Below are 20394 nucleotides of genomic sequence, written 5' to 3'. Positions count from 1 at the left end.
GGGTCACCTGCCTGTTGGTCAGCCCCGCGGCGCGCGCGCAGCGGCCAGCGTGTCGCGCAGTTCGGTTTCCATCCGCTGCAAATCCTCTTCGGCGGCGGCGCGGCGGGCCTTGCCTTCATCGGCAATGCGCAGGCTGTCCTCGATCGTGGCGATCAGTTCGGCATTGGCGGTGCGCACGGCCTCGATGTCGAATACGCCGCGCTCGATCTCGGTGCGGATCTGGGCGTTGGCGTCGCGCAGGTTTTTCGCATTCGCGGTCAGCAGGTCGTTGGTCAGGTCGGTCGCGCCCTTGACGGCGCGGGCGGCCTCGGCGCTGCGTTGGATGGTGACGGCCTGCGCCAGCTGGGTTTCCCACAGCGGCACGGTGTTGACCAGCGTGCTGTTGATCTTGGTGACCAGCGATTTGTCGTTTTCCTGCACCAGCCGGATCGAGGGCAGCGACTGCATCGTCACCTGACGGGTCAGTTTCAGGTCATGGACCCGGCGTTCCAGATCGTCGCGCATCCCGCGCAGATCACGCAGTTCCTGTGCCTCAAGCACCTGCGCATCGGATGCGGTTTCGTTTAGCTGCGCCTGTTTGGCGGGGATGGTGCTGTTGTCCAGTTCGACCAGCTTGGCCTCGCCCGCGGCGATATACAGCGCCAGTTCGTCGTAAAATTCCAGCGTGCGTTCATACAGCACATCCAGCGATTTGATGTCTTTCAGCAGCACCTGTTCGTGCTTTTCCAGATCCATGGTGATCTTGTCGATCTGGGTCTGGACCTCTTCGTAATTGGCGACGAAACGGGCAAAGGGCGCGGCCCGCCCCAGCAGGCGTTCCCACCACGACCGTTCGCGGCGCACATCCAGTTCGCTGACCGAAAAGCCGCGGATGGTGGTGACGATATTGCGCAGGCTTTCGCCCGCGGGGCCGACATCCTTGTTTTTGACATCGGCCAGCATCGACTGGCTGATTTCCTGCAATTTCGACTGTGCCCCGGCCCCGAAGCGCACGACCGAGCCGGTGTCGCGGATGTCGATTTCCGACATGCGCTTGCGGATGGCCTCGGCATGGATGGGGTCGGCCTGGGTCAGGGGGACGACATCGCCCGCCGGTTCGGGCAGCACCAACGCGGTCACGTCTTCGATATCCTTCAGCGCGGCTTGGGCGCGGGCCTGGGTTTCGGTGGTCATGTCATTTCCCTGAGCTGGTTACGGGACTGGCCGCAGCATAGGCCAATCTGTCGCCGGATCAACGGGATGTTTGGGGGAAAGTTCCCCGCCGCCATGGCAAGGGCCGGGGGTGTTGCCCCCCGGCCCGAACCTGTTGTGTCACAGCGTGGCGTGGCCTCAGGCGGCCTTTTTGCCGCTGCCATAACGGCCATAGAAGGTCTGGCCGGTCCGGGCCAGATCGCGCAGCAGGTCGGGGGTCTGGAAGCGTTCGCCATGGCGCGCGGTCAGATCCTCGGTGATGGCGACGGCCTTTTCGGCACCCAGAATGTCCAGCCAGCTGAACGGCCCGCCCGACCACGGCGCAAAGCCCCAGCCAAGGATGGCACCGACATCGCCTTCGCGGATGTCTTCCAGAACACCCTGTTCAAAGGCGCGCACGGCCTCCAGCACCTGTGCGAAATACAGCCGGTTCTGGACCTCTTCTAGCGTCGGCTGGTCCTTGGCGACCGGGTATTGACCGGCCAGACCATCCCACAGGCCCTGACGCTTGCCCTTGTCGTCATAGGCATAAAAACCGGCATTGGCCTTGCGCCCCAGACGGCCCTTGTCGGCCATCCAGAACACCACCTCGTCGACCGCGCCATCGGGATAGGCATCGCCCATCGCCGCGCGGGTGGCCTTGGCGATCTTGACCCCCAGGTCGATGCTGGTTTCATCGACCAGTTGCAGCGGACCCAGCGGCATCCCCATCAGCCGGGCCGCCTGTTCGATCAGCACCGGGTTCACCCCTTCGGCCACCATGCGGATGCCTTCGTTGATATAGGGGATGATGCAGCGGTTGGCATAGAAGAAGCGCGCGTCATTGACCACGATCGGGGTCTTGCGGATCTGGCGCACGAAATCCAGCGCCTTGGCCACGGCGCGGTCGCCGGTCTGCTTGCCCTTGATGATCTCGACCAGCAGCATCTTGTCGACCGGGCTGAAGAAGTGGATGCCGATGAACTGTTCGGGGCGTTTGGACGCCTTGGCCAGTTCGGTGATCGGCAGGGTCGAGGTGTTGGTGGCAAAGATCGCGTCCTGCGGGATCTCGGCCTCGGCCTGCGCGGTGACCTGCGCCTTGACGCCGGTATCCTCGAACACGGCCTCGACGATCAGGTCACAGCCCTCAAGCGCGGCATAATCGGTGGTGGCGGTGATGCGGCCCAGAACCTGTGCTTTCTTGTCCTCGGTCACTTTGCCCTTGGCGATGCCCTTGTCCAGAATCCCCTCGGAATAGGCTTTGCCCTTATCCGCCGATTCCTGTCTGGCGTCGATCAGCACCACCTCGATCCCGGCATTGGCGCTGACATAGGCGATGCCCGCACCCATCATGCCGGCCCCCAGAATGCCGACTTTCTTAACGGTCTGGTCGGGCTGCTGCGGGCGGTTGGCGCCTTTTTCCAGCGCTTCCTTGTTCAGAAACAGGCTGCGGATCATCGCGCCCGAGGACGGGTTCATCAGCACTTTGGTGAACCAGCGGGCCTCGATCTTAAGGGCGTTGTCGAAATCGACCAGCGCGCCCTCATAGATGGCCGACAGCATCGCCTTGGCCGCCGGATAAACGCCCATGGTCTGGCCGTTGACCATCGCATTGGCGCCGACAAAGGTCATGAAACCCGCCGGGTGATAGGGCGCGCCGCCGGGCATCTTATAGCCCTTCTGATCCCAGGGTTTGACCAGATCGGCGTCCTTGGCATTCAGCACCCAGTCGCGCGCCGCGGCCACCGGATCGGCAACGATTTCGTGGATAATGCCGTTACCCCTGGCTTTCTGCACGCTCAGCATCTGGCCTTGCAGCAGGATCGGCGCCGCCGCCATCGCCCCGATCAGGCGCGAAATGCGGGTGGTGCCGCCCGCGCCGGGGAAGATGCCGACCTTGATTTCGGGCAGGCCGATCTTGGCCTTGGGGTTGTCGGCGGCAAAGATGCGATGCGTCGCCAGCGGCAGTTCCAGCCCAATCCCCAGCGCCGTGCCGGGCAGGGCGGCCGCGATGGGCTTGCCGCCCTTGTTGGTCTTGGGGTCCATGCCCGCACGTTCGATCTTGCGCAGCAGCTTGTGCAGCGCCATCACGCCGTCGAACACACCCTGCGCGCCGCCCTTTTCCTTCATGCCCGCAATGACATTCAGGTCCATGCCCGCGGCGAAATCGGGCTTGCCCGAAGTGATGACGATGCCCTTGACGGCATCATCGGCCAGCGCGTCGTCGATCAGGTCGTTCAGTTCCTGGGTGCCGGCCTCGGTCAGCACATTCATCGACTTGCCGGGCAGATCCCAGGTGATGATCGCGACGCCGTCGGCGTCTTTCTTCATGGTGAAATCGGTCATGTCCTGTCCCTTCCTTACACGCGCTCGATGATGGTGGCGGCGCCCATGCCGGACGCGATGCACAGGGTGGCAAGGCCGACCTGTTTGTCCTGACGCTCCAGCTCGTCCAGCAGGGTGCCGATGATGATCGCGCCGGTCGCGCCAAGCGGGTGGCCCATGGCCATCGCGCCGCCATTGACATTGACCTTGTCGGCGCTGACGTCAAAGGCCTGCATGAAACGCAGCACCACGGCGGCGAAGGCCTCGTTGACCTCGAACAGGTCGATGTCGCTGATGGACATGCCGCTGTCGCGCAGGATCTTTTCGGTCACCGGAACCGGGCCGGTCAGCATGATGGTGGGATCGGTGCCGATCTTGGCGGTGGCGCGGATGCGGGCGCGGGGTTTCAGGCCGAACTGTTCACCGAATTCCTTGTTGCCGACCAGCACAGCCGCCGCCCCATCCACGATCCCCGAACTGTTGCCAGCGTGGTGGATGTGGTTGATCGCGGACAGATGCGGATATTTCATCATCGCGATCTTGTCGAAACCGGGCATGACCTGACCCATCTCGGCAAAGCTGGCTTTCAGTTTCGCCAGATCTTCGATCGTGGTGCCGGGGCGCATATATTCGTCGCGGTCCAGAATGGTCAGGCCGTTCTGGTCAAGCACCGGCACGATGGATTTGGCAAAGCGGTTTTCCTGCCATGCCAGCGCGGCGCGACGCTGCGATTCAACGGCCAGCGCATCGGCCTGTTCACGGGTAAAGCCATATTCGGTGGCGATGATATCGGCCGAGATCCCCTGCGGCACGAAATAGCTTTCCATGGCAAGGCTGGGGTCAACGGCAATCGCCGCCCCGTCGCTGCCCATGGCCACGCGGCCCATCATTTCCACACCGCCGGCGATATAGGCCTTGCCCGCGCCGCCCTTGACCTGATTGGCGGCCAGATTGACGGCCTCCATCCCGCTGGCGCAGAAGCGGTTGATCGACAGGCCGGGGATGCGTTCATCCAGATCCGAGGCCAGAACCGCGCTGCGCGCCAGACAACCGCCCTGTTCCATGACCTGCGTGACATTGCCCCAGATCACATCCTCGACCGCGTGGCCCTCAAGGCCGTTGCGTTCCTTGACGGCGCTCAGCAGACGCGCCGACAGCGCCAGCGAGGTGACTTCATGCAGGCTGCCATCCTTGCGGCCCTTGCCGCGCGGCGTGCGGGCGGCGTCGTAAATATAGGCTTCGGTCATGTTTCCTCCTGTCAGGCCCGGTCCGACGGATGGCCGGGCATCAAATCATAAGGGTGTTTCCAGCCGGGCAGGGCGCTGATGCGGTCCAGCCAGGCGTCGATATGGGACCATTCGGCACGGTCGAAACCGAAAGGTTCGGGGTAATACAGGTACCCGCACAGCGCGAAATCCGCGATGGTGGGCGCGCTGTCTGCCACCCAGTCGCGGGCTTGCAGATGCCGGTCCAGCACCTTGAATGCATCGCGCAGCCGCGCCTGCTGAAAGTCGATCACCGGCTGCGGGCGCTTGGCCGCGGGGATGAAATTGGCCAGAAACCGCGTGCTGCCCGCGACCGAGGACAGCTTGTGGTTGTCCCAGAACAGCCAGCGCAGCACCTCGTTGCGGTCGCTGCCGCCAAACCGCCCTGTCTGGCCGGCCACATGCAGCTGAATCACCGCCGATTGCGTCAGCACCAGATCGCCTTCGCGATAGACCGGAACCTCGCCCATTTCATTGAGGGCGCGGTAATCCGGGCTACGGGTCTGGCCGCCAAAGAAATCGACCTTGACCGGGCGCCAGTCGGCCCCCGCCAGTTCCAGCGTCAGCGCCGCCTTATAGGCATTGCCGGATTCGCCAAAGCAAAACAGTTCCGCCGCCATCTTAAACCTCTCCTCCGCATGGGTATTTGGACAACGAAGAAGCCCGGAATTTTTCCGCGCCCGTCAACGGTATGTTAATCAGTTCGTGGCAAACCTGTCAGTGCGGTACAGGCTGGGGAGCCAATGACCGCCAACGAGGAAGCCGCCCCGGTCGCTGGGTGAACAACCTGATCCGCTGTAGCGGCGGAAGGGGCCGGGGCGCATTTCCGTTTCTTCGTTGTGGAAATACCCATGATCCGGCCCCTCCCCGTATCCTGTCGGCGCGGGATCAGAACTGATCCTCGGCCAGCGCCATGACGGCGTCCGCGCCCGAGGTGATCCGCGCCAGATGGGTCGCGGTCATCGGCAGCTGGCGGGCCATGTAATAGCGCCCGGTGGCCAGCTTGGTTTCATAAAAGGCCGCATCGCCGGCGCCCTCATCCAGCGCCTTTTGCGCCGCCACCGCCATGCGGCCCCACATCAGGCCAAGCACGGTGTGACCGAACAGATGCATGAAATCATAGCTGCCCGACAGCGCCGCATTGGGGTTGGTCATGCCGTTTTGCATGAAGAACATCCCCGCCGCCTGAAGATCCTTTGAGGCGGCTTTCAGCGGGTCAAGGAAATCGGCCTTCAGCGCCTCGTTGCCTTCGTTTTCCCTGATGAAGGTTTTCACCATGTCGAAGAAGGCCATGACATGCTTGCCGCCGTCCTGTGCCAGCTTGCGGCCGACCAGATCCAGCGCCTGAATGCCGTTCGCGCCCTCATAGATCATGGTGATGCGGGCATCGCGGACAAATTGCGACATGCCCCATTCTTCGATATAGCCGTGGCCGCCATAGACCTGCTGTGCGTTGACCGCGACTTCAAAACCCTTGTCGGTCATGAAACCCTTGATCACCGGCGTCAGCAGCGAGATCAGCCCCTCGGCATCCTTGTCGCCGTGATGGGCCTGATCAATCAGGTTGGCGCCCCAGAAAGCCAGCGCGCGCATCCCCTCGACCAGCGATTTCTGGTCCATCAGGTTGCGGCGGATATCGGGGTGCACGATGATCGGGTCAGCCGGTCCCGAGGGGTTCTCGGCCCCGGCCACGGCCCGGCCCTGAAGGCGGTCCTTGGCATAGGCGACAGCGTTCTGATAGGCGGTATCCGCCACGGCATAGCCTTGCAGGCCGACGCCCATCCGTGCCTCGTTCATCATCGTGAACATGGCGCGCATCCCTTTATGCAGGTCACCCAGCAGCCAGCCCCTGGCGCCGTCATAATTCATGACGCAGGTGGCATTGCCGTGGATGCCCATCTTTTCTTCCAGATTGCCCACCGAGACGGCATTGCGATCGCCAAGGCTGCCATCGGCATTGACCAGGAATTTCGGCACGATGAACAGGCTGATGCCCTTGGTGCCCTCGCCGCCGCCCGGCGCCTTGGCCAGCACCAGATGGATGACGTTATCCGACAGGTCGTGATCGCCTGCCGAGATAAAGATTTTCTGCCCGGTGATCAGATAACTGCCATCATCCTGCGGCTCGGCCTTGGTGCGCAGCATCCCCAGATCGGTGCCGCAATGCGGCTCGGTCAGGTTCATGGTGCCGGTCCAGTCGCAGGACACCATTTTCGGCAGATAGGTCTGTTTCTGTTCATCCGTGCCATGGGCGTGGATGGCGGAATAGGCGCCATGGGTCAGGCCCTGATACATGGTAAAAGCGATGTTCGAGGCGCTGAACATCTCGCCGGTGGCCAGCCCGATGACATAGGGCATCCCCTGACCGCCATATTCGGGGTGGCAGTCCAGACCGGTCCAGCCGCCCTGTTTCATCGCCTCGAACGCGTCCTTAAAGCCCTTGGGCGTGCTGACCACACCGTTTTCCAGCGTGCAGCCCTGCTGATCGCCCACAATGTTCAGCGGCGCCAGCACGTCGGTCGAGATCTTGCCGGCCTCTTCCAGAATGGCGGCGGTGGTGTCGCGGTCCAGATCGTCATAACCGGGCAGGGATTGCGCGGTGATGTCCAGCACATCGTGCAGAAGGAACTGCATGTCACGGACGGGGGCGTTGTAAATGGTCATGTCTCGGTCCTGTGTCTGTGATCCCGGTGGGCGGTGATCGGATGAAGGAAAGCCTGCGCCACCCGTCCGGGCGCCGCGGGCGGGGTGTGTCAGGCCTCGTCGGGCATCTGGGTCAGGCGGGTTTCAGCCTCGTTGATCTGGTTGCGCAGATCGGTGATCGCCAGTGCCAGTTCGGCATGTTGCGATTCCATCAGCGCCAGCCGTTCGCGCCCTGCCGTCAGCGTGGCGCGGATCTGGGCGCGGTTGCGGCGGCCCGGCTCGTACAGGTCCAGCAACTGGCGGATTTCTTCAAGGCTGAAGCCAAAGCGCTTGCCGCGCAGGATCAGCGTCAGCCGCGCCCGGTCGCGCCGGTCATACAGGCGGTGCTGGCCCTTGCGCTCGGGCGAGATCAGCTCGCGCGATTCATAGAATCGCAGCGTGCGGGGGGTGACGCCGAACAGATCGCACATCTGGCGAATGGTCATGCGACCCTCGCTGTCCTGTTCAGGCTGTGCATCCCTCATCGCGTGTGATCCTCCCATCGCTCGCGTCCCTGAACTGACTATAGCCACGGGTTGACGCGAAGGTAAACGAAACGCTGCGTCACGGATGCGGGCTTTTGCCAAAGCGGGGCGGGGCCGCATGGGACAGGCTGGCGCGGCAGGGGGCAGGCGTGCGGCGCAGACTGGGCGCGGCTGCGGCAGGGGATGTGTGACAGGCGCAATGGAATGCCGGGGCGAATGCCGGTGGGCGCGCATGGATCATCCGCCGTCAATGGGGCGGGGCCGGCCTGTCATGGCCGCAGTGTCAGCCCCGTCTTTTCACGGCTGGGGCGGGCCGGTGCGGGGCGGATGCGGCTTGTAGACCGGCAATTTCCAGCCCCAGATCAGGCTGCCGCCGCGCAGCACCAGCACCATCGCGGCACAGGCCAGCAGGGCCTCGTTGCGGGGCAGGCCAAGGCCGCGCGCCAGTTCCGCCGCCAGCGCGCCGCCGAAAGCGGCGGTAATATACAGCTCGCCCTGACGCAGGATCAGCGGCACCTCGTTACTGACAACGTCGCGCATCAGGCCGCCGAAACTGCCGGTCATTACCCCCATCGTCACCACGATCACCGGTCCCGCGCCGCTGGCCTGCGCGATGCCCACCCCCGCAGGCACCGCCACCGCCAGCGCGCAGGCATCCAGCCACAGCAGCGCCCGATAGCGGCTTTCCAGCAGATGCGCGGTCAGAAACACCACCACCGCCGACAGCGCGGTCAGCACGATCAGTTCCGGGCGCTCGACCCAGAAGACCGGGGCGCGCCCCAGCACCAGATCGCGCAGCGTCCCGCCGCCGACCCCGGTCAGCGTGGCGAAAAAGATAAAACCCACCAGATCCAGCTGGCCCCGGCTGGCCACCAGCGCGCCGGTCAGGGCAAAGATGATCACGCTGGCGTAATCAAGCGCCAGAACCAGCGTGGATGCGGTCACGCGCCACCTTTTTCCGGCATGGCCTTCAACAGCCCGTCGGTTTCATCACGCAGCGCCCGCAGATCAGCAATGGTGTCATCCAGTTCGGCGCGCTGCCGGGTCAGGGTGTCCAGCTGACGGTCGGCCAGATCGACCCAGACCGAATATTGTTCACGGGTGCCTTTCTGTTCATAGATTTCCAGCCATTGCCGGATTTCTTCAAGGCTGAATCCAAACCGCCGGCCACGCAGGATCAGGGTCATGCGCGCGGTTTCACGCGGCCCGTAAAAGCGCGAACGGCCTTCTTTGCGGGGGCTGAGAAGCTCAATATATTCGTAATAGCGCAGCGTCCGGGGCGTCACGTCGAAACGTGCGCACATCTCCTTGAAGCTGAGGTAACCGTCTTCCTGCATCGCTGTCCCCGCTGTCGCATCCTTGCGCCCGATTATGCCGCCCGCGCGCGCGCGCCGCAAGCGGGCAGGCCCGGACAGCAAAGCCCGACCACCGGGCGCGGCAGCCTGCGCTTGCATCTTGCGGGCACAGGGTCAGTTGCGGCATGGTCGCGGCCAAAGCGGCCCCATGCGCCTGCCCGCATCTGCGGGGGGCGCATCAGGGGCCGCGCCACCCGTTGCCAGCAAAGGCCCGCCCATGACCGAAAGCCTGCAAACGTCGATCGCCGAGGCCCTGCGCCAGGGCTCGGACACCGAAACCATCGCCCGCCAGTTCATCGAGGCCATCCCCCATGCCCGCGCGCTGGGGCTGACCATCCGCCAGATCGGTGATGGCCGGGCCGAGATCGAGATGCCCTATCACCCCAATCTGGTCGGTGATCCGCGCAGCGGCGTGGTTCATGGCGGGGCGGTGTCGGCGCTGATGGATACCTGTTGCGGGGCGGCGGTGATGGGGCATCCGCGGGTGATGTCGGCCACCGCCACCATTGACCTGCGCATCGACTATATGCGGGCGGCGACGCCGGGGCATCGCATTCTGGCGCAGGCCGAATGCTATCACGTCACGCGCTCGGTCGCGTTTGTGCGCGCCACCGCGCTGGACGAGGACGAATCACGCCCCGTCGCCACCGCAACCGGCACCTTTACCGTGGGACAGATCTGATGGCTGACCGCAACGAACCGCTTTCGCAGATCAAGTCGCGCCGCGACGGGGCGCTGGCCGCGCTGGTGGCCGGGGTGCCCTATACCCGCTGGCTGGGGATTCACTTTGACCGCCGCGGCGATGAACTGACCGGCATCCTGCCCTTTGATGAAAAGCTGATCGGCAACCCGTTCCTGCGCGCGATCCATGGCGGGGTGACGGCGGCGTTTCTGGAAACGGCGGCGATTATCGAACTGTCCTGGACGGCGATGTGGGACGACCTTGAAGCCGGGCGCATCACCCCCGGGGCCAGCCAGCCCGACAGCCTGCCACGCCTGCCCAAGACCATCGATTTTACCATCGACTATCTGCGTTCGGGGCTGCCGCGCGATTCCTATGCGCGGGCGCGGGTGGTGCGATCGGGGCGGCGCTATGCCAGCGTCCATGTCGAGGCCTGGCAGGATAACCGCGCCCGCCTGTTCGCGCAGGCCACCGGGCACTTCCTGATGCCGCCCAATGACTGATCCGTGCCGATGACCGCGCCGGTGCCCGCCCCGGCGGCGCCGCTGACCCATCGCCGGGTGCTGGCCATCGCGCTGCCCATCGTGCTGTCGAATGCGACGATCCCGATTCTGGGCGCGGTCGATACCGGCGTGGTCGGCCAGATGGGCGATCCGGTGCCGATTGGCGCGGTGGGCATTGGTGCGGTGCTGCTGGCCTCGGTCTATTGGATCTTCGGGTTCCTGCGCATGGGCACCTCGGGGCTGGTGGCGCAAAGCATGGGGGCGGGCGACCATGCCGGGGCGGGGGCGCATCTGGCGCGCGCGCTGGGTATCGCGGCGGCGGCGGGGCTGGCGATGATCCTGCTTCAGGTGCCGCTGATCTGGCTGGCCTTCCGGCTGGCCCCGGCCTCGGACGCGGTCGAGGATCTGGCCCGCGATTACCTGACCATCCGCATCTGGGGCGCCCCGGCGGCGATTGCCGTCTATGCGCTGACCGGCTGGCTGATCGCGGCGGAACGCGCCGGTGCGGTGCTGGCGCTGCAAGTGCTGATGACCGGCACAAATATCGCGCTGGATCTGGCCTTCGTCATCAGGCTTGGCTGGGGGGTGCAAGGCGTCGCGTTGGCGACATTGATCGCGGAATATGCCGGGCTGGCGCTGGGGCTGTATCTGGCCCGGCATGTGCTGTCGGCGGCCCTGCACCGGCAAGGGGCGCGGCTGTGGACCCGGCCCGAAATGACCCGGCTGGCGCGGGTCAATGGCGATATCATGCTGCGTTCGGTGCTGTTGCAGGCCAGCTTTACCACCTTTTTGTTCATGGGCGCGGCGCAGGGCGATGTGACGCTGGCGGCGAATCAGGTGCTGGTGCAGTTTCTGGAAATCACCGCCTATGCGCTGGACGGCTTTGCCTTCGCCGCCGAGGCACTGGTGGGGCAGGCCGTGGGTGCGCGCCGGCCCGACCGCCTGCGCCGCGCGGCGGTGCTGACCAGCCAATGGGGCGTGGCTGGGGCGGTCCTGCTGACGCTGGTCTTTGCAGTGGCGGGCGGGGCGATCATCGACCTGCTGACCACCGCCCCCGAGATCCGCGCCGCCGCCCGTCAGGTGCTGCCCTGGCTGGTCGTCGCGCCGCTGATCGGAATTGCCAGCTGGATGCTGGACGGCATCTTTATCGGCGCCACGATGACGCGCGACATGCGGGTGGCGATGATCTGGTCGGTGCTGGCCTATCTGCCGGCTTTGCTGGTGCTGCCGCTCCTGTGGGGCAATCACGGGCTGTGGGCGGCGCTGATGGTGCTGAACCTGACGCGCGGTCTGACCATGTGGGCCAGATACAGCAAGGCCGAGGCGCTTGCTGCCGCCCCGGCCTGACCTGTCCTGTCATTTCTTCGTTGCCCAAATACCCCGGCGCGGCACCCGCGGCAGGCGGGGCGGTTCAGGCCTGTTCCAGCACTTCCTTGCGGGCGACCTCGCGCATTTCGGCCATCTTGGCGCGGATGGTGGCGGCATCGGCCTTGCCTTCCAGATCGGCAGCCAGCTTGCGGAAGACATCCTCGTCGCCCGGTTCTTCGAAATCGGCGCTGACCACGGTCAGGGCATAGGCGCGGGCATCCTCGCCGGTCTTGCCCAACAGGGCTGCGGCCCAATCGCCCAACAGGCGGTTGCGGCGGGCATCGGCCCTGAAACGCATCTCGGCGTCATGGGCGAATTTGTTTTCGTAAGCGGCTTCGCGGTCGTCAAAGGTGGTCATGGGGGCCTCCTGTAGGGTTTGTTAACCATATGACCATCCGCGCGCCTGATCGCAAGCCCGAAGGCTGCCCATTGCCCGCGCTGGCCCCTTGCCCTATAGGCTGGAAGAAACCAGAGCGTGCATCAAGGCGGGGACGATATGGCACCGAGGCGCAAGAAAATCTATGAGGGTAAGGCCAAGATCCTGTATGAAGGCACCGAGCCGGGCACGCTGGTGCAATATTTCAAGGACGACGCCACCGCCTTCAACGCGCAGAAAAAAGCCGTGATCGAGGGCAAGGGCGTGCTGAATAACCGCCTGTCCGAATTTTTCATGCAGGGCCTGACCAATATCGGCGTGCCCAACCATTTCATCCGCCGCATCAATATGCGCGAGCAGCTGATCCGCCAGGTCGAGATCGTGCCGCTTGAGGTCATCGTGCGCAATTTCGCCGCCGGGTCCATTGCCAAGCGGCTGGGGCTAGAGGAAGGCACCGCGCTGCCGCGTCCGATCGTCGAATATTCCTTCAAGAACGACGAATTGGGCGACCCGATGGTGTCCGAGGAATATATCATCGCCTTCGGTTGGGCCAATCAGCAGGATCTGGACGATATCGTGTCGCTGGCCCTGCGGGTGAATGATTTCCTGTCGGGCGTGTTCTATGGCGTCGGCATCAAGCTGATCGACTTCAAGATCGAGATCGGCCGCGTCTGGGATGGCGATTTCATGCGCCTGATCGTTGCCGATGAAATCAGCCCCGACAGCTGTCGGCTGTGGGACGTCAAGACCGGGGAAAAGCTGGACAAGGACGTGTTCCGCCGCGATCTGGGCAACCTGACCGACGCCTATACCGAGGTCGCGCGGCGTCTGGGCCTGATGCCCGAAAACACCGCGACCATCAACAAGCCCACGCTGATTAACTGAAAGGACGCCGCGATGAAGGCTCGTGTCACCATCATGTTGAAGGACGGCGTTCTGGACCCGCAGGGCGAGGCCATCCGCCACGCGCTGGCCGGTCTGGGCTTTGACGGCGTGTCCGGGGTGCGGCAGGGCAAGGTGATCGAGCTGGATCTGGCCGCCACCGATGCCGCCGCCGCCGAGGCCGAGGTCGCGCAGATGTGCGAAAAGCTGCTGGCCAATACCGTGATCGAAAAATACAGCGTCCAGATCCTCTGAGGTCATCTGACCGTGCGCCGCCGTCAGGATGCGCCCTGATTTCCCCCGCCGGACCGCCTCCGGCGGGGGTATTTTTACAACGAAGACGCAGGTCTGGCCTGTGCCTGCCCCTCAATCGGTGGTGATTTCGTCCAGCAGGCCCGCGGCAAAGCCCGCCATCGCATAGGCGGCGGCGAAATCATATTGGTTGATGCTGACGAAAACCCCGGCTTTCCGGTCGGGGGCCAGCATCACCAGCGACATCTGGCCTTGCAGGGCGCCGGCTTTTTGCAGGATGCGCGGCTGCCGGTCATGCGGATACATCACCACCCAGCCAAGGCCCATTTCATCCATCCGGCCCGATTCGTCCATTGACAGCACCATCCGCTTTCCGGCGCGGCTGACATAGGCGGCATGGTCCAGCAAGCGAACCTCTGGGTCGGGGCCGTAATCTGACAGGTGCCACGCCATCCAGCGCAGCATGTCGCGCGCTGTGCTGCGCAGCCCGCCCGAGCCGGCATTTGCAACGCCCGAGGGAATGTCGGGCAGGGCGCTGCCGTCCGGGGCATGGCCGGTCATCAGCCGTCCCGCCATGTCGGGGGTCAGTGCGAAACGCGTATCGGTCAGCCCCAGCGGGTCCAGCAGCCGCTGCTGCACCAGTGTGGTATAGTCGTCCTGCCCCGCGCCTGACAGGGCGGCGGCCAGCAGGTCAAACCCGAAATTGGAATAGGCAATGGCCTGTCCGGGCGGATAGTCCAGCCGGTTCTGTCGCAGCCAGTCCGCGAAGGCGGCGTGGGTCAGTGTAGCATAAGGGTCGCCATCCGGTCCCGGCTGGCGCGGCAATTCGCGCGGCAATCCGCCGGAATGGGTGACCAGGTCGATGAAACGAATGGGGGGCTGGTCCTGCATTGCCGTGGCCAGATCGCCTTGCAGATAGGGGGCGATGGGGTCGGTCATGCGGGCCTCGGCGCGGGTGGCGGCATGGGCCAGCATCTGGCCGGTGAAGACCTTGGTGATCGAGCCGATGCGCAGCACCGTATCGCCATCGGGCTGTTGACCATTGCCGCGTTGTGTCTCGCCAAAGCCGGCGATGGCGGTGTCGCCGTCGCGGATGGCGGCGATGACAAGGCCCGGCACGCCGGTCTGAAGGTGGAAGATACTGCCGCCGAAGCTGACGGCATCCTCAAGCAGGGTATCGGCCCGTGACACTGCGGGCAGGGCCAGCACCGTGACTGCGATCAGCGACGGGGCCAGCCATGCCAGCAGGCGCCGGGGCCGGGGATGGGAGCGGGGATTCGGGGGGTGTTTGGGTGACGGTTCCTGGGTCATCTGCAAGCCTTTCCTTGGGTGATTTGGGTGTCATGGGACGGGCATTGCGATGCACAGGCCGGGCCGCGATTGCGACGGTCGGGGTGGCGCTGGCTGCGGCTGGTCATGTGGTCTGTGCCCCTGTTCAATGCCCGGTTGGCACGAAGGCGCAGAAAACCTGTCAGACGAACCCGCACAGACCTGTTTTCCCGCGCCAATGCGCCAGAAAATCAGCCAGTGCCTGCGCCGGAAGCGGACGAGGTCCGCCGGATCGTCCTGTTATCCGGCATCTTGGCGGGGCGGCTGACCCCGCCGGTTCTCAGACCCTGTCAGCCTAGAGCAGGGGGGCGGGCGGTGCAAGGCCGGTCAGCCGCGTTCGGCGGTGTCCTCGATCCCGACCTTCATGTCGGGTTCGATCAGCCCGGCGATGATCATGGTGGCGGCGGGGCGGATATCGGCAAAGACCTGGGCCAGCACGGCAAAGACCGGGGCGACATGGGCGCGGTCGGTCACGATATAGCACGCCCGCACCACATCATCCATTCCGAACCCGGCCTGTTGCAGCGTCTGGGCGATGGTTGCCAGCGCATTGCGCGCCTGCTGCACCACGTCGGGCGGCATGGTCATGCGGGCATCGTCATAGCCGGTGGTTCCGGCGACATGGCAGCGGTTGCCGCTGACCACCGCGCGGGAATAGCCTGCGGCGGCCTCGAACGGGGAACCGGTGGAAAGATGTGGGCACCTGTGTTGGGCCGGGACCACGAAACCACGGGTTGCGGCACAAAAAAAGGGGCCTTTCGGCCCCTTTTCGCAGCAGTTGCGGTCAGCTCAGTCGCGCGCCACCAGATCGGTGATGCGGCGCACGGCGACGCGGCGGTTGCGGCGTTCATCGGCATCGGTGCGCACCTTCAGGAACTGTTCGCCATAGCCCTGCACGACCATGTTTTCCGGCGGCACGGCGAAATATTCCGACAGCGCCAGCGCCACGGTTTCCGCCCGCCGGTCCGACAGCGCAAGGTTATAACCCGCATCGCCCACGGCGTCGGTATAGCCCTCGATCAGGAACAATTCCTGCGGGTTTTCGCGGATGGCGTCGCTGATCACCTTGCCAAGCGTCGACAATTGCCGGGCCTGATCGGGGCTGATCGCCGCCGAGGCGGTGTCAAAGGTGATCGCGTCGATATCGACCGGGGCCACCAGCGCGCGCACCTGCGCGATATTGCGGATCTGCCCAAGGCTGAAGCGGCGGTCAATGGCGGCCTCGCGGCGCAGGGCCTCGCGCAGGGCAGCCTCGTCCGAGATCGAGACCGGTTGCGGACGCGCCGCCGGGGGCAGGTCGCCGACCGTAACCGGGGCAACCCTGGCGGTGTCGTCGATCAGCTGCGTGCTGGTGCCATCCGCCGCCACCAGCGTGCGCCGCAGCACCCGCAGATCGGCATCGCGGATGGTCACCACCTGCGAGCCATCCTCGCGCTGGACAATGGTCCGGGTCGAGCCGTCATCGAAGGTCTCGGTCGTGACGCTGGCACCGGGCTGGCGCAGCAGGGCCATGTCATCCTTGATCACCTCCTGGCTGCCATCGGGGCGGGTGACGATCACCCGGTCGCCGGTGTTCATGGTGACCTGACGCTGGTTCGACATCATGTGCCCCACGGCCAGCGCCCCCAGCCCGATCAGCGCCGCCTTGGCCAGATCGTCCTTTTTGTCATCCTTCTTGTCGGCGGCCGGGGCCACGGCGCCGGTTGTGGCCTTGGCCAGCGCATCCCTCAGGCTGGTGTCAAATTCCTCGGACGAGGACCGGGCGCTGTCCTTGGTCACGGTTTCGGTGGTGACTTTGGGGTCGGTGCCGGTTTGCGCGGAAGTGCCGTCTTGCGCAGCGGTCACCGCGGCCAGCGCGGCAGCGGCGGCGGGGTCGGCGCCCTTGGCGGCTTCTTCGGCGGCGGCGGTGGGGGCGGCGCTGGCCTCGGGCGTGTCGGTCACGCTGCCATCATTGGCGGGGGCCGGTTGCGGGGTGACATCCTGACCCGTCACCGCCTTTTTCAGCGCGTCACGCAATTCGGCCTCGGTCGGGGCGGTATCCTGTTTCGTGGCGCTGTCTTTGGCGGCGCTGTCTTTGGCCGGAACGTCTTTGGCCGGAACGTCTTTGGCCGCACTGTCAGGCGTGGGGATGTCGGGCGCGGCGCTGTCGGGCGCGGAGGCGGCAGGTGTTGCTGTTTCCTGACCGGCGCGATCGGCGCTGTCATCGGGTGCCGCAGCCGGGGCAGCGTCCGGTGTGGGCGTTCCTTGCGCTGCGGGCTGGTCCGCATTGCCCGCGCCCTGCGCATCGGCGGTCGGGGCTGGCTTTTCTGCTTTCGGCTGCGGGCTGTCCTTGCCAGCATCGGCCTTGGGGGCCTTGGGTTGGGGGGCCGGGTCAGCCGTCTTTTCTGGCGCAGGCGGCTGTTGGGCGGGGGCCGAAGCGCTGTCGGTGGCGGGGTCATCGGCGGGCTGATCAGCCGGGGCTGTGTCAGCGCCGGCTTGGTCCGGGGCGGTTTTCTCAGCCGGCTGCTGATCAGCGGGCTGGCGGGGGGACGACTGGTCCTGCGCAGCGTCCGGGGCGGTCTTGGCGGCGCCCTTGTCAGCGGCGGGGGCAGGCTCAGTTGGGGCTTCGGGTTTTGCCTCCAGCGCCTTCTGGGCTTTTTCTGCGGCTTTTTCAGCCTGCTGTTCGGCCTTTTCGGCCTCGCCCCCGGCTTTCTTGGCCAGCTTCGCGGCCAGCGCCTCGGGGCTGGTGGCGGCCGCTTCGGGGGCGGCGTCTTCGGGGGGTGCGGTGACGGGTTTGCCGTCGATGATCAGCGGCTGTTGCGCCTGCGCCAGTGTTGGCAGGCCAAGGGACAGGATCACGGCAAGCGCGGTGGTCGAGCGGAAAACAGTGGTCATGGCAGGGCTTTCACCTTTTACAAACAGACAGAACGGTGTTGCCGCCCCAACGCGCGCCGCGCCCGCCCCGTTCCTGACAGTTGCGTGAGGCGCGGGTGCGGCGTGGTTGCCGGTCGGGGCGGGGGGGCACCTGCCTGCAACATCCGCTATTTTCGACAATAATAATCGGATTTTAACATTGACGTTCGCGATCCGGGGGCTAAGAAGGCGCCTCTTGCAAAGACGCAGGCCGTTCAGACAGCGCCCCTGGCGCGATCCAGATGTGTTCTGTCGCTTTCCCTTACAACACGAGGTATCAATGCGTTCTCAGGCGCTTTTGTCGGCATTGCGGATCACCACCACGATGGGGCTGGTGCTGTGTCTGACCCAGACAGCCACCGCCGAACCGGCCGGGTTTTCCGCGACCGGCGATCTGGTTCTGGATGAAATCACCCTCAGGCACCGGTCGGGCAAGGCCGGGATTTACGATCAGTCACGCGCCAGCGACCGGATCGACGCCGAAACCATCAGCCATTTCCGCGGCCAAAGCCCCGCCGACATCTTTCGCGGCGTGCCGGGCGTGCGCTCGGGCGAGGCGCGCAATGCCGGGGGCGCCATCGACGTCAATATCCGCGGCCTTCAGGGCATGGGCCGGATCGAGACCACCGTGGATGGCATGTCCAACAATATGACCATCTATCAGGGCTATCAGGGGCTGTCGAACCGCAGCTATGTCGACCCTGATTTTCTGGCCGGGGTCGAGATCAGCAAAGGCGCCGATATTTCCAGTGCCGGCATCGGCGGCAGTGTCGCCATGCGCACCCTGTCCGCCGATGACATCATCCCCGAAGGCCGCAACTGGGGCCTGCGCGTCAAGGGCGGGTTCACCAATAATACCTCTACCCCGATCACCGGCTATAAGGCGGGCTATGAGGTGAGAAATTCGCCAAATGCCGCGCCCCAGATCAGCGGCGATCCGCGCGGTCTGGACCGCCCGGCGCTGTTTCAACCCAGCAGCGGTTACGGCAGCATTATCGGCGCGTGGCGGCAGGGCGGGTTCAACGCGCTGCTGGGGTTCAGCCATCGCGATCAGGGCAATTACCATGCCGGCACAAACGGCCCGGCGGCGCGGTTCGAATCGGACGGGCCGACGAAGCTGTGCACGTCCTGGGGCAGTTGCACCGAATACCCCTTTGGCTATGCCACCAATCGCGGCGACAGCACCTTCCGCGCCGGCGAGGTGGTGCCCAATACCTCGTCCCGCGTGTCCTCGGCGCTGATGAAACTGGGCTATGATTTCGGCGCCGGTCATTCCCTGCTGCTGACTTATAACGGGATGCGCAGCGAAGCGGGCGACCGGCTGGCCTCGTTGCTGGTCCATGACGGGGTGCGATCGGTCCAGCAGCCCTATCGCTTTGGCATGGGGCTGGACAGCGCCTCGCTGACCTATGGCTGGCGGCCCGCCGACACTGGCCTGTTCGACCTTCAGGCCCGGCTGTGGGGCACCCGGCTGGACCTGCGCACGCCCGACCGCTATGGCTGGAACCGCGACCCGAACACGCCGCCGGATTACCGCTATCGTCAGATCAACAAGCGCTTTGGGCTGGATGTCACCAATACCGCGCGGATGACGCTGGCCGACCGGGCGCTGACGGTGAAATCCGGGCTGTTCTGGCACCACGAGGACCAGGAACCACGCCGCGACCCCAAAGGCTATTGGATGCCGACCAACCTGCCTGACGCGGTCAGCGAAACCGCCGGGCTGTATGTCGATGCCGACTGGACGGCCAGCGACCGGCTGACCCTGCGCGGCGGGCTGCGGTTTGAACATTACCACACCCATGACCGGTCTGACACCTCGCGGGTCAGTTCCTTCTCGCGGCCCTATTACGGGCGCACCCGCAGCGGCGATATGTGGTCGGGCAGCATCGGCGCGACCTATGCGCTGACGCCGGATGCCGATCTGTATGCCAATGTCACCAGCCGCGCGCGGGCGCCGGGCCTGCTGTCGATTGATGCGGGTTTTGTAAAAAGCGATGCCGACCTGCATCACGAACGGTCCCGCAGTGTCGAGATCGGCGCCAATCTGCGCCGGGCCGGGCTGTTGTCGCAGGACGATCAGGCGTTGCTGAAGCTGGGGGCTTTCCATACCGAAATCGACGGCTTTATCACCCGCGAATGGGTCCAGAAGGATTACCAGATGCGGCTGTTCAACCAGCACAAGGCCACGTTCCAGGGGGTCGAACTGAACGGCAGCTACAGCCGCGGCGGCTTTACCGCTGAACTGGCGGCCAATTACTATACCAAGGTCCAGTTCTGCCGCACCGCCGACACCTGCGAGGAAAAATCGCTTTACGCCGATTATGCCACCAACCAGATCCCGCCCGAATATTCGGTCGACCTGACGCTGACGCAAAAGCTGATGGATGACCGGCTGACGGTGGGCGGGCGTATCAGCCATGTCTCGCGCCGGGCCATCGGCCACGGCGATTCCACCGGCAGCGGCATGTCCGACTATATCACCAAGATCGACTGGAAGCCGCATACCATCGTCGACGCCTTTGCCGAATATAAGGTCAGCGATGGGCTTCAGGCCGAAATCGGGGTCCAGAACCTGTTTGACCGGTTCTATACCGACCCGCTGTCGCTGGTGAACCAGCCGGCACCGGGGCGGACGGTAAATGCCTCGGTCAGCTATACGTTCTGACAGCGAAAGACCGGTCCCGCCCCCCGCATTTGCGCGGGGGCGGGGCTTGCGGCCGGCGCAGGCGACGCTTTTGCGACACAGATTCGCGCTGTTGCGGGGCGCGAAGGGGCCGGTGCAGTGGTCATTTCGCCGGACAGAGCGTAAGCCATGGGGGTTGGCG

Annotated in this window: 18 protein-coding genes; 6 read left to right on the top strand and 12 right to left on the bottom strand. The window is 65.0% G+C overall.

Features of this window, described 5'->3' with window-relative positions:
- Positions 1–18 precede the first annotated feature (18 nt).
- The 8 genes from ACFXP9_RS07870 to ACFXP9_RS07835 form a co-directional block, all read right to left on the bottom strand.
- A complete protein-coding gene (locus tag ACFXP9_RS07870; RefSeq protein ID WP_397206799.1) occupies positions 19–1173 on the bottom strand; it encodes a toxic anion resistance protein in 1155 nt (384 codons plus the stop codon).
- 156 nt (positions 1174–1329) lie between these two features.
- Positions 1330–3516, bottom strand: coding sequence for a 3-hydroxyacyl-CoA dehydrogenase NAD-binding domain-containing protein (locus tag ACFXP9_RS07865; RefSeq protein ID WP_397206801.1), 2187 nt, complete (start codon positions 3514–3516; stop codon positions 1330–1332).
- Between the two features lie 14 nt (positions 3517–3530).
- Positions 3531–4742, bottom strand: coding sequence for an acetyl-CoA C-acetyltransferase (locus ACFXP9_RS07860; protein ID WP_397206803.1), 1212 nt, complete (start codon positions 4740–4742; stop codon positions 3531–3533).
- A gap of 11 nt (positions 4743–4753) precedes the next feature.
- Positions 4754–5380 carry a glutathione S-transferase family protein gene (locus tag ACFXP9_RS07855; RefSeq protein ID WP_397206805.1) on the bottom strand — a complete coding sequence of 209 codons (627 nt, stop codon included), beginning with the start codon at positions 5378–5380 and terminating at the stop codon, positions 4754–4756.
- Between the two features lie 268 nt (positions 5381–5648).
- Positions 5649–7424, bottom strand: a complete 1776-nt coding sequence (locus tag ACFXP9_RS07850; protein ID WP_397206807.1) for an acyl-CoA dehydrogenase C-terminal domain-containing protein — start codon at positions 7422–7424, stop codon at positions 5649–5651.
- Positions 7425–7513: 89 nt separating this feature from the next.
- The gene (locus ACFXP9_RS07845) at positions 7514–7927 is read right to left on the bottom strand and encodes a MerR family transcriptional regulator (protein WP_397206809.1); all 414 of its coding nucleotides are present in this window, start codon (positions 7925–7927) and stop codon (positions 7514–7516) included.
- A 297-nt stretch (positions 7928–8224) separates the two neighbouring features.
- Positions 8225–8872, bottom strand: coding sequence for a trimeric intracellular cation channel family protein (locus ACFXP9_RS07840; protein ID WP_397206811.1), 648 nt, complete (start codon positions 8870–8872; stop codon positions 8225–8227).
- Positions 8869–9264 carry a MerR family transcriptional regulator gene (locus ACFXP9_RS07835; RefSeq protein WP_397206813.1) on the bottom strand — a complete coding sequence of 132 codons (396 nt, stop codon included), beginning with the start codon at positions 9262–9264 and terminating at the stop codon, positions 8869–8871. Before ACFXP9_RS07835 ends, ACFXP9_RS07840 begins: the two co-directional genes overlap by 4 nt.
- Positions 9265–9499: 235 nt before the next feature.
- On the opposite strand from ACFXP9_RS07835, the gene ACFXP9_RS07830 reads away from it, so the two are divergent.
- Genes ACFXP9_RS07830 through ACFXP9_RS07820 form a run of 3 tightly spaced genes read left to right on the top strand, consistent with a single transcriptional unit; the run spans position 9500 to position 11814 of the window.
- Positions 9500–9964 carry a PaaI family thioesterase gene (locus ACFXP9_RS07830; RefSeq protein ID WP_397206815.1) on the top strand — a complete coding sequence of 155 codons (465 nt, stop codon included), beginning with the start codon at positions 9500–9502 and terminating at the stop codon, positions 9962–9964.
- Complete coding sequence (locus tag ACFXP9_RS07825) at positions 9964–10467, top strand: PaaI family thioesterase (protein WP_397206817.1); 504 nt, start codon at positions 9964–9966, stop codon at positions 10465–10467. Before ACFXP9_RS07830 ends, ACFXP9_RS07825 begins: the two co-directional genes overlap by 1 nt.
- A gap of 9 nt (positions 10468–10476) precedes the next feature.
- Entirely contained in the window at positions 10477–11814 is a 1338-nt protein-coding gene (locus ACFXP9_RS07820) for an MATE family efflux transporter (RefSeq protein WP_397207425.1), read from the top strand.
- Between the two features lie 64 nt (positions 11815–11878).
- Here ACFXP9_RS07820 and ACFXP9_RS07815 read toward each other — a convergent pair whose 3' ends face one another.
- Positions 11879–12193, bottom strand: coding sequence for a DUF1476 domain-containing protein (locus ACFXP9_RS07815; protein WP_397206819.1), 315 nt, complete (start codon positions 12191–12193; stop codon positions 11879–11881).
- 138 nt (positions 12194–12331) lie between these two features.
- Here ACFXP9_RS07815 and purC point away from each other — a divergent pair, with 138 nt between their 5' ends.
- A complete protein-coding gene (gene purC, locus ACFXP9_RS07810) occupies positions 12332–13096 on the top strand; it encodes a phosphoribosylaminoimidazolesuccinocarboxamide synthase (protein ID WP_397206821.1) in 765 nt (254 codons plus the stop codon).
- Between the two features lie 12 nt (positions 13097–13108).
- Positions 13109–13348, top strand: a complete 240-nt coding sequence (gene purS / locus ACFXP9_RS07805) for a phosphoribosylformylglycinamidine synthase subunit PurS (RefSeq protein ID WP_397206823.1) — start codon at positions 13109–13111, stop codon at positions 13346–13348.
- Between the two features lie 111 nt (positions 13349–13459).
- Here the strand turns inward: purS and ampH are convergent, their stop codons facing one another.
- The 3 genes from ampH to ACFXP9_RS07790 all read right to left on the bottom strand — a co-directional run bounded on the left by ampH (position 13460) and on the right by ACFXP9_RS07790 (position 17548).
- Positions 13460–14656: a D-alanyl-D-alanine-carboxypeptidase/endopeptidase AmpH gene (gene ampH, locus ACFXP9_RS07800; protein WP_397206825.1), complete on the bottom strand. Its 1197-nt coding sequence runs from the start codon at positions 14654–14656 to the stop codon at positions 13460–13462.
- Between the two features lie 345 nt (positions 14657–15001).
- Complete coding sequence (locus ACFXP9_RS07795; RefSeq protein WP_397206827.1) at positions 15002–15397, bottom strand: RidA family protein; 396 nt, start codon at positions 15395–15397, stop codon at positions 15002–15004.
- 66 nt (positions 15398–15463) lie between these two features.
- A complete protein-coding gene (locus ACFXP9_RS07790) occupies positions 15464–17548 on the bottom strand; it encodes an OmpA family protein (protein ID WP_397206829.1) in 2085 nt (694 codons plus the stop codon).
- Between the two features lie 298 nt (positions 17549–17846).
- Between ACFXP9_RS07790 and ACFXP9_RS07785 the strand changes: the two genes are divergently transcribed.
- Positions 17847–20234, top strand: a complete 2388-nt coding sequence (locus tag ACFXP9_RS07785) for a TonB-dependent receptor domain-containing protein (RefSeq protein ID WP_397206831.1) — start codon at positions 17847–17849, stop codon at positions 20232–20234.
- Positions 20235–20394: the final 160 nt, after the last annotated feature.

Origin of the sequence: Paracoccus jiaweipingae, from assembly GCF_044335505.1 — a bacterium.
Classification (GTDB): domain Bacteria; phylum Pseudomonadota; class Alphaproteobacteria; order Rhodobacterales; family Rhodobacteraceae; genus Paracoccus.
Note: the sequence above shows the minus strand (reverse complement) of the source record. Positions and strands in the feature narration are given on the sequence as shown.

Excerpts from the sequence above, each read along its gene's own strand:
- ACFXP9_RS07850 (WP_397206807.1), bottom strand. The coding sequence starts at position 7,424 with ATGACCATTTACAACGCCCCCGTCCGTGACATGCAGTTCCTTCTGCAC.
- ACFXP9_RS07815 (WP_397206819.1), bottom strand. The coding sequence starts at position 12,193 with ATGACCACCTTTGACGACCGCGAAGCCGCTTACGAAAACAAATTCGCC.
- ACFXP9_RS07865 (WP_397206801.1), bottom strand. The coding sequence starts at position 3,516 with ATGACCGATTTCACCATGAAGAAAGACGCCGACGGCGTCGCGATCATC.
- ACFXP9_RS07790 (WP_397206829.1), bottom strand. The coding sequence starts at position 17,548 with ATGACCACTGTTTTCCGCTCGACCACCGCGCTTGCCGTGATCCTGTCC.
- ACFXP9_RS07855 (WP_397206805.1), bottom strand. The coding sequence starts at position 5,380 with ATGGCGGCGGAACTGTTTTGCTTTGGCGAATCCGGCAATGCCTATAAG.
- ACFXP9_RS07830 (WP_397206815.1), top strand. The coding sequence starts at position 9,500 with ATGACCGAAAGCCTGCAAACGTCGATCGCCGAGGCCCTGCGCCAGGGC.
- ACFXP9_RS07870 (WP_397206799.1), bottom strand. The coding sequence starts at position 1,173 with ATGACCACCGAAACCCAGGCCCGCGCCCAAGCCGCGCTGAAGGATATC.
- ACFXP9_RS07845 (WP_397206809.1), bottom strand. The coding sequence starts at position 7,927 with ATGAGGGATGCACAGCCTGAACAGGACAGCGAGGGTCGCATGACCATT.
- purC (WP_397206821.1), top strand. The coding sequence starts at position 12,332 with ATGGCACCGAGGCGCAAGAAAATCTATGAGGGTAAGGCCAAGATCCTG.
- purS (WP_397206823.1), top strand. The coding sequence starts at position 13,109 with ATGAAGGCTCGTGTCACCATCATGTTGAAGGACGGCGTTCTGGACCCG.
- ACFXP9_RS07835 (WP_397206813.1), bottom strand. The coding sequence starts at position 9,264 with ATGCAGGAAGACGGTTACCTCAGCTTCAAGGAGATGTGCGCACGTTTC.
- ampH (WP_397206825.1), bottom strand. The coding sequence starts at position 14,656 with ATGACCCAGGAACCGTCACCCAAACACCCCCCGAATCCCCGCTCCCAT.
- ACFXP9_RS07785 (WP_397206831.1), top strand. The coding sequence starts at position 17,847 with ATGCGTTCTCAGGCGCTTTTGTCGGCATTGCGGATCACCACCACGATG.
- ACFXP9_RS07825 (WP_397206817.1), top strand. The coding sequence starts at position 9,964 with ATGGCTGACCGCAACGAACCGCTTTCGCAGATCAAGTCGCGCCGCGAC.
- ACFXP9_RS07820 (WP_397207425.1), top strand. The coding sequence starts at position 10,477 with ATGACCGCGCCGGTGCCCGCCCCGGCGGCGCCGCTGACCCATCGCCGG.
- ACFXP9_RS07860 (WP_397206803.1), bottom strand. The coding sequence starts at position 4,742 with ATGACCGAAGCCTATATTTACGACGCCGCCCGCACGCCGCGCGGCAAG.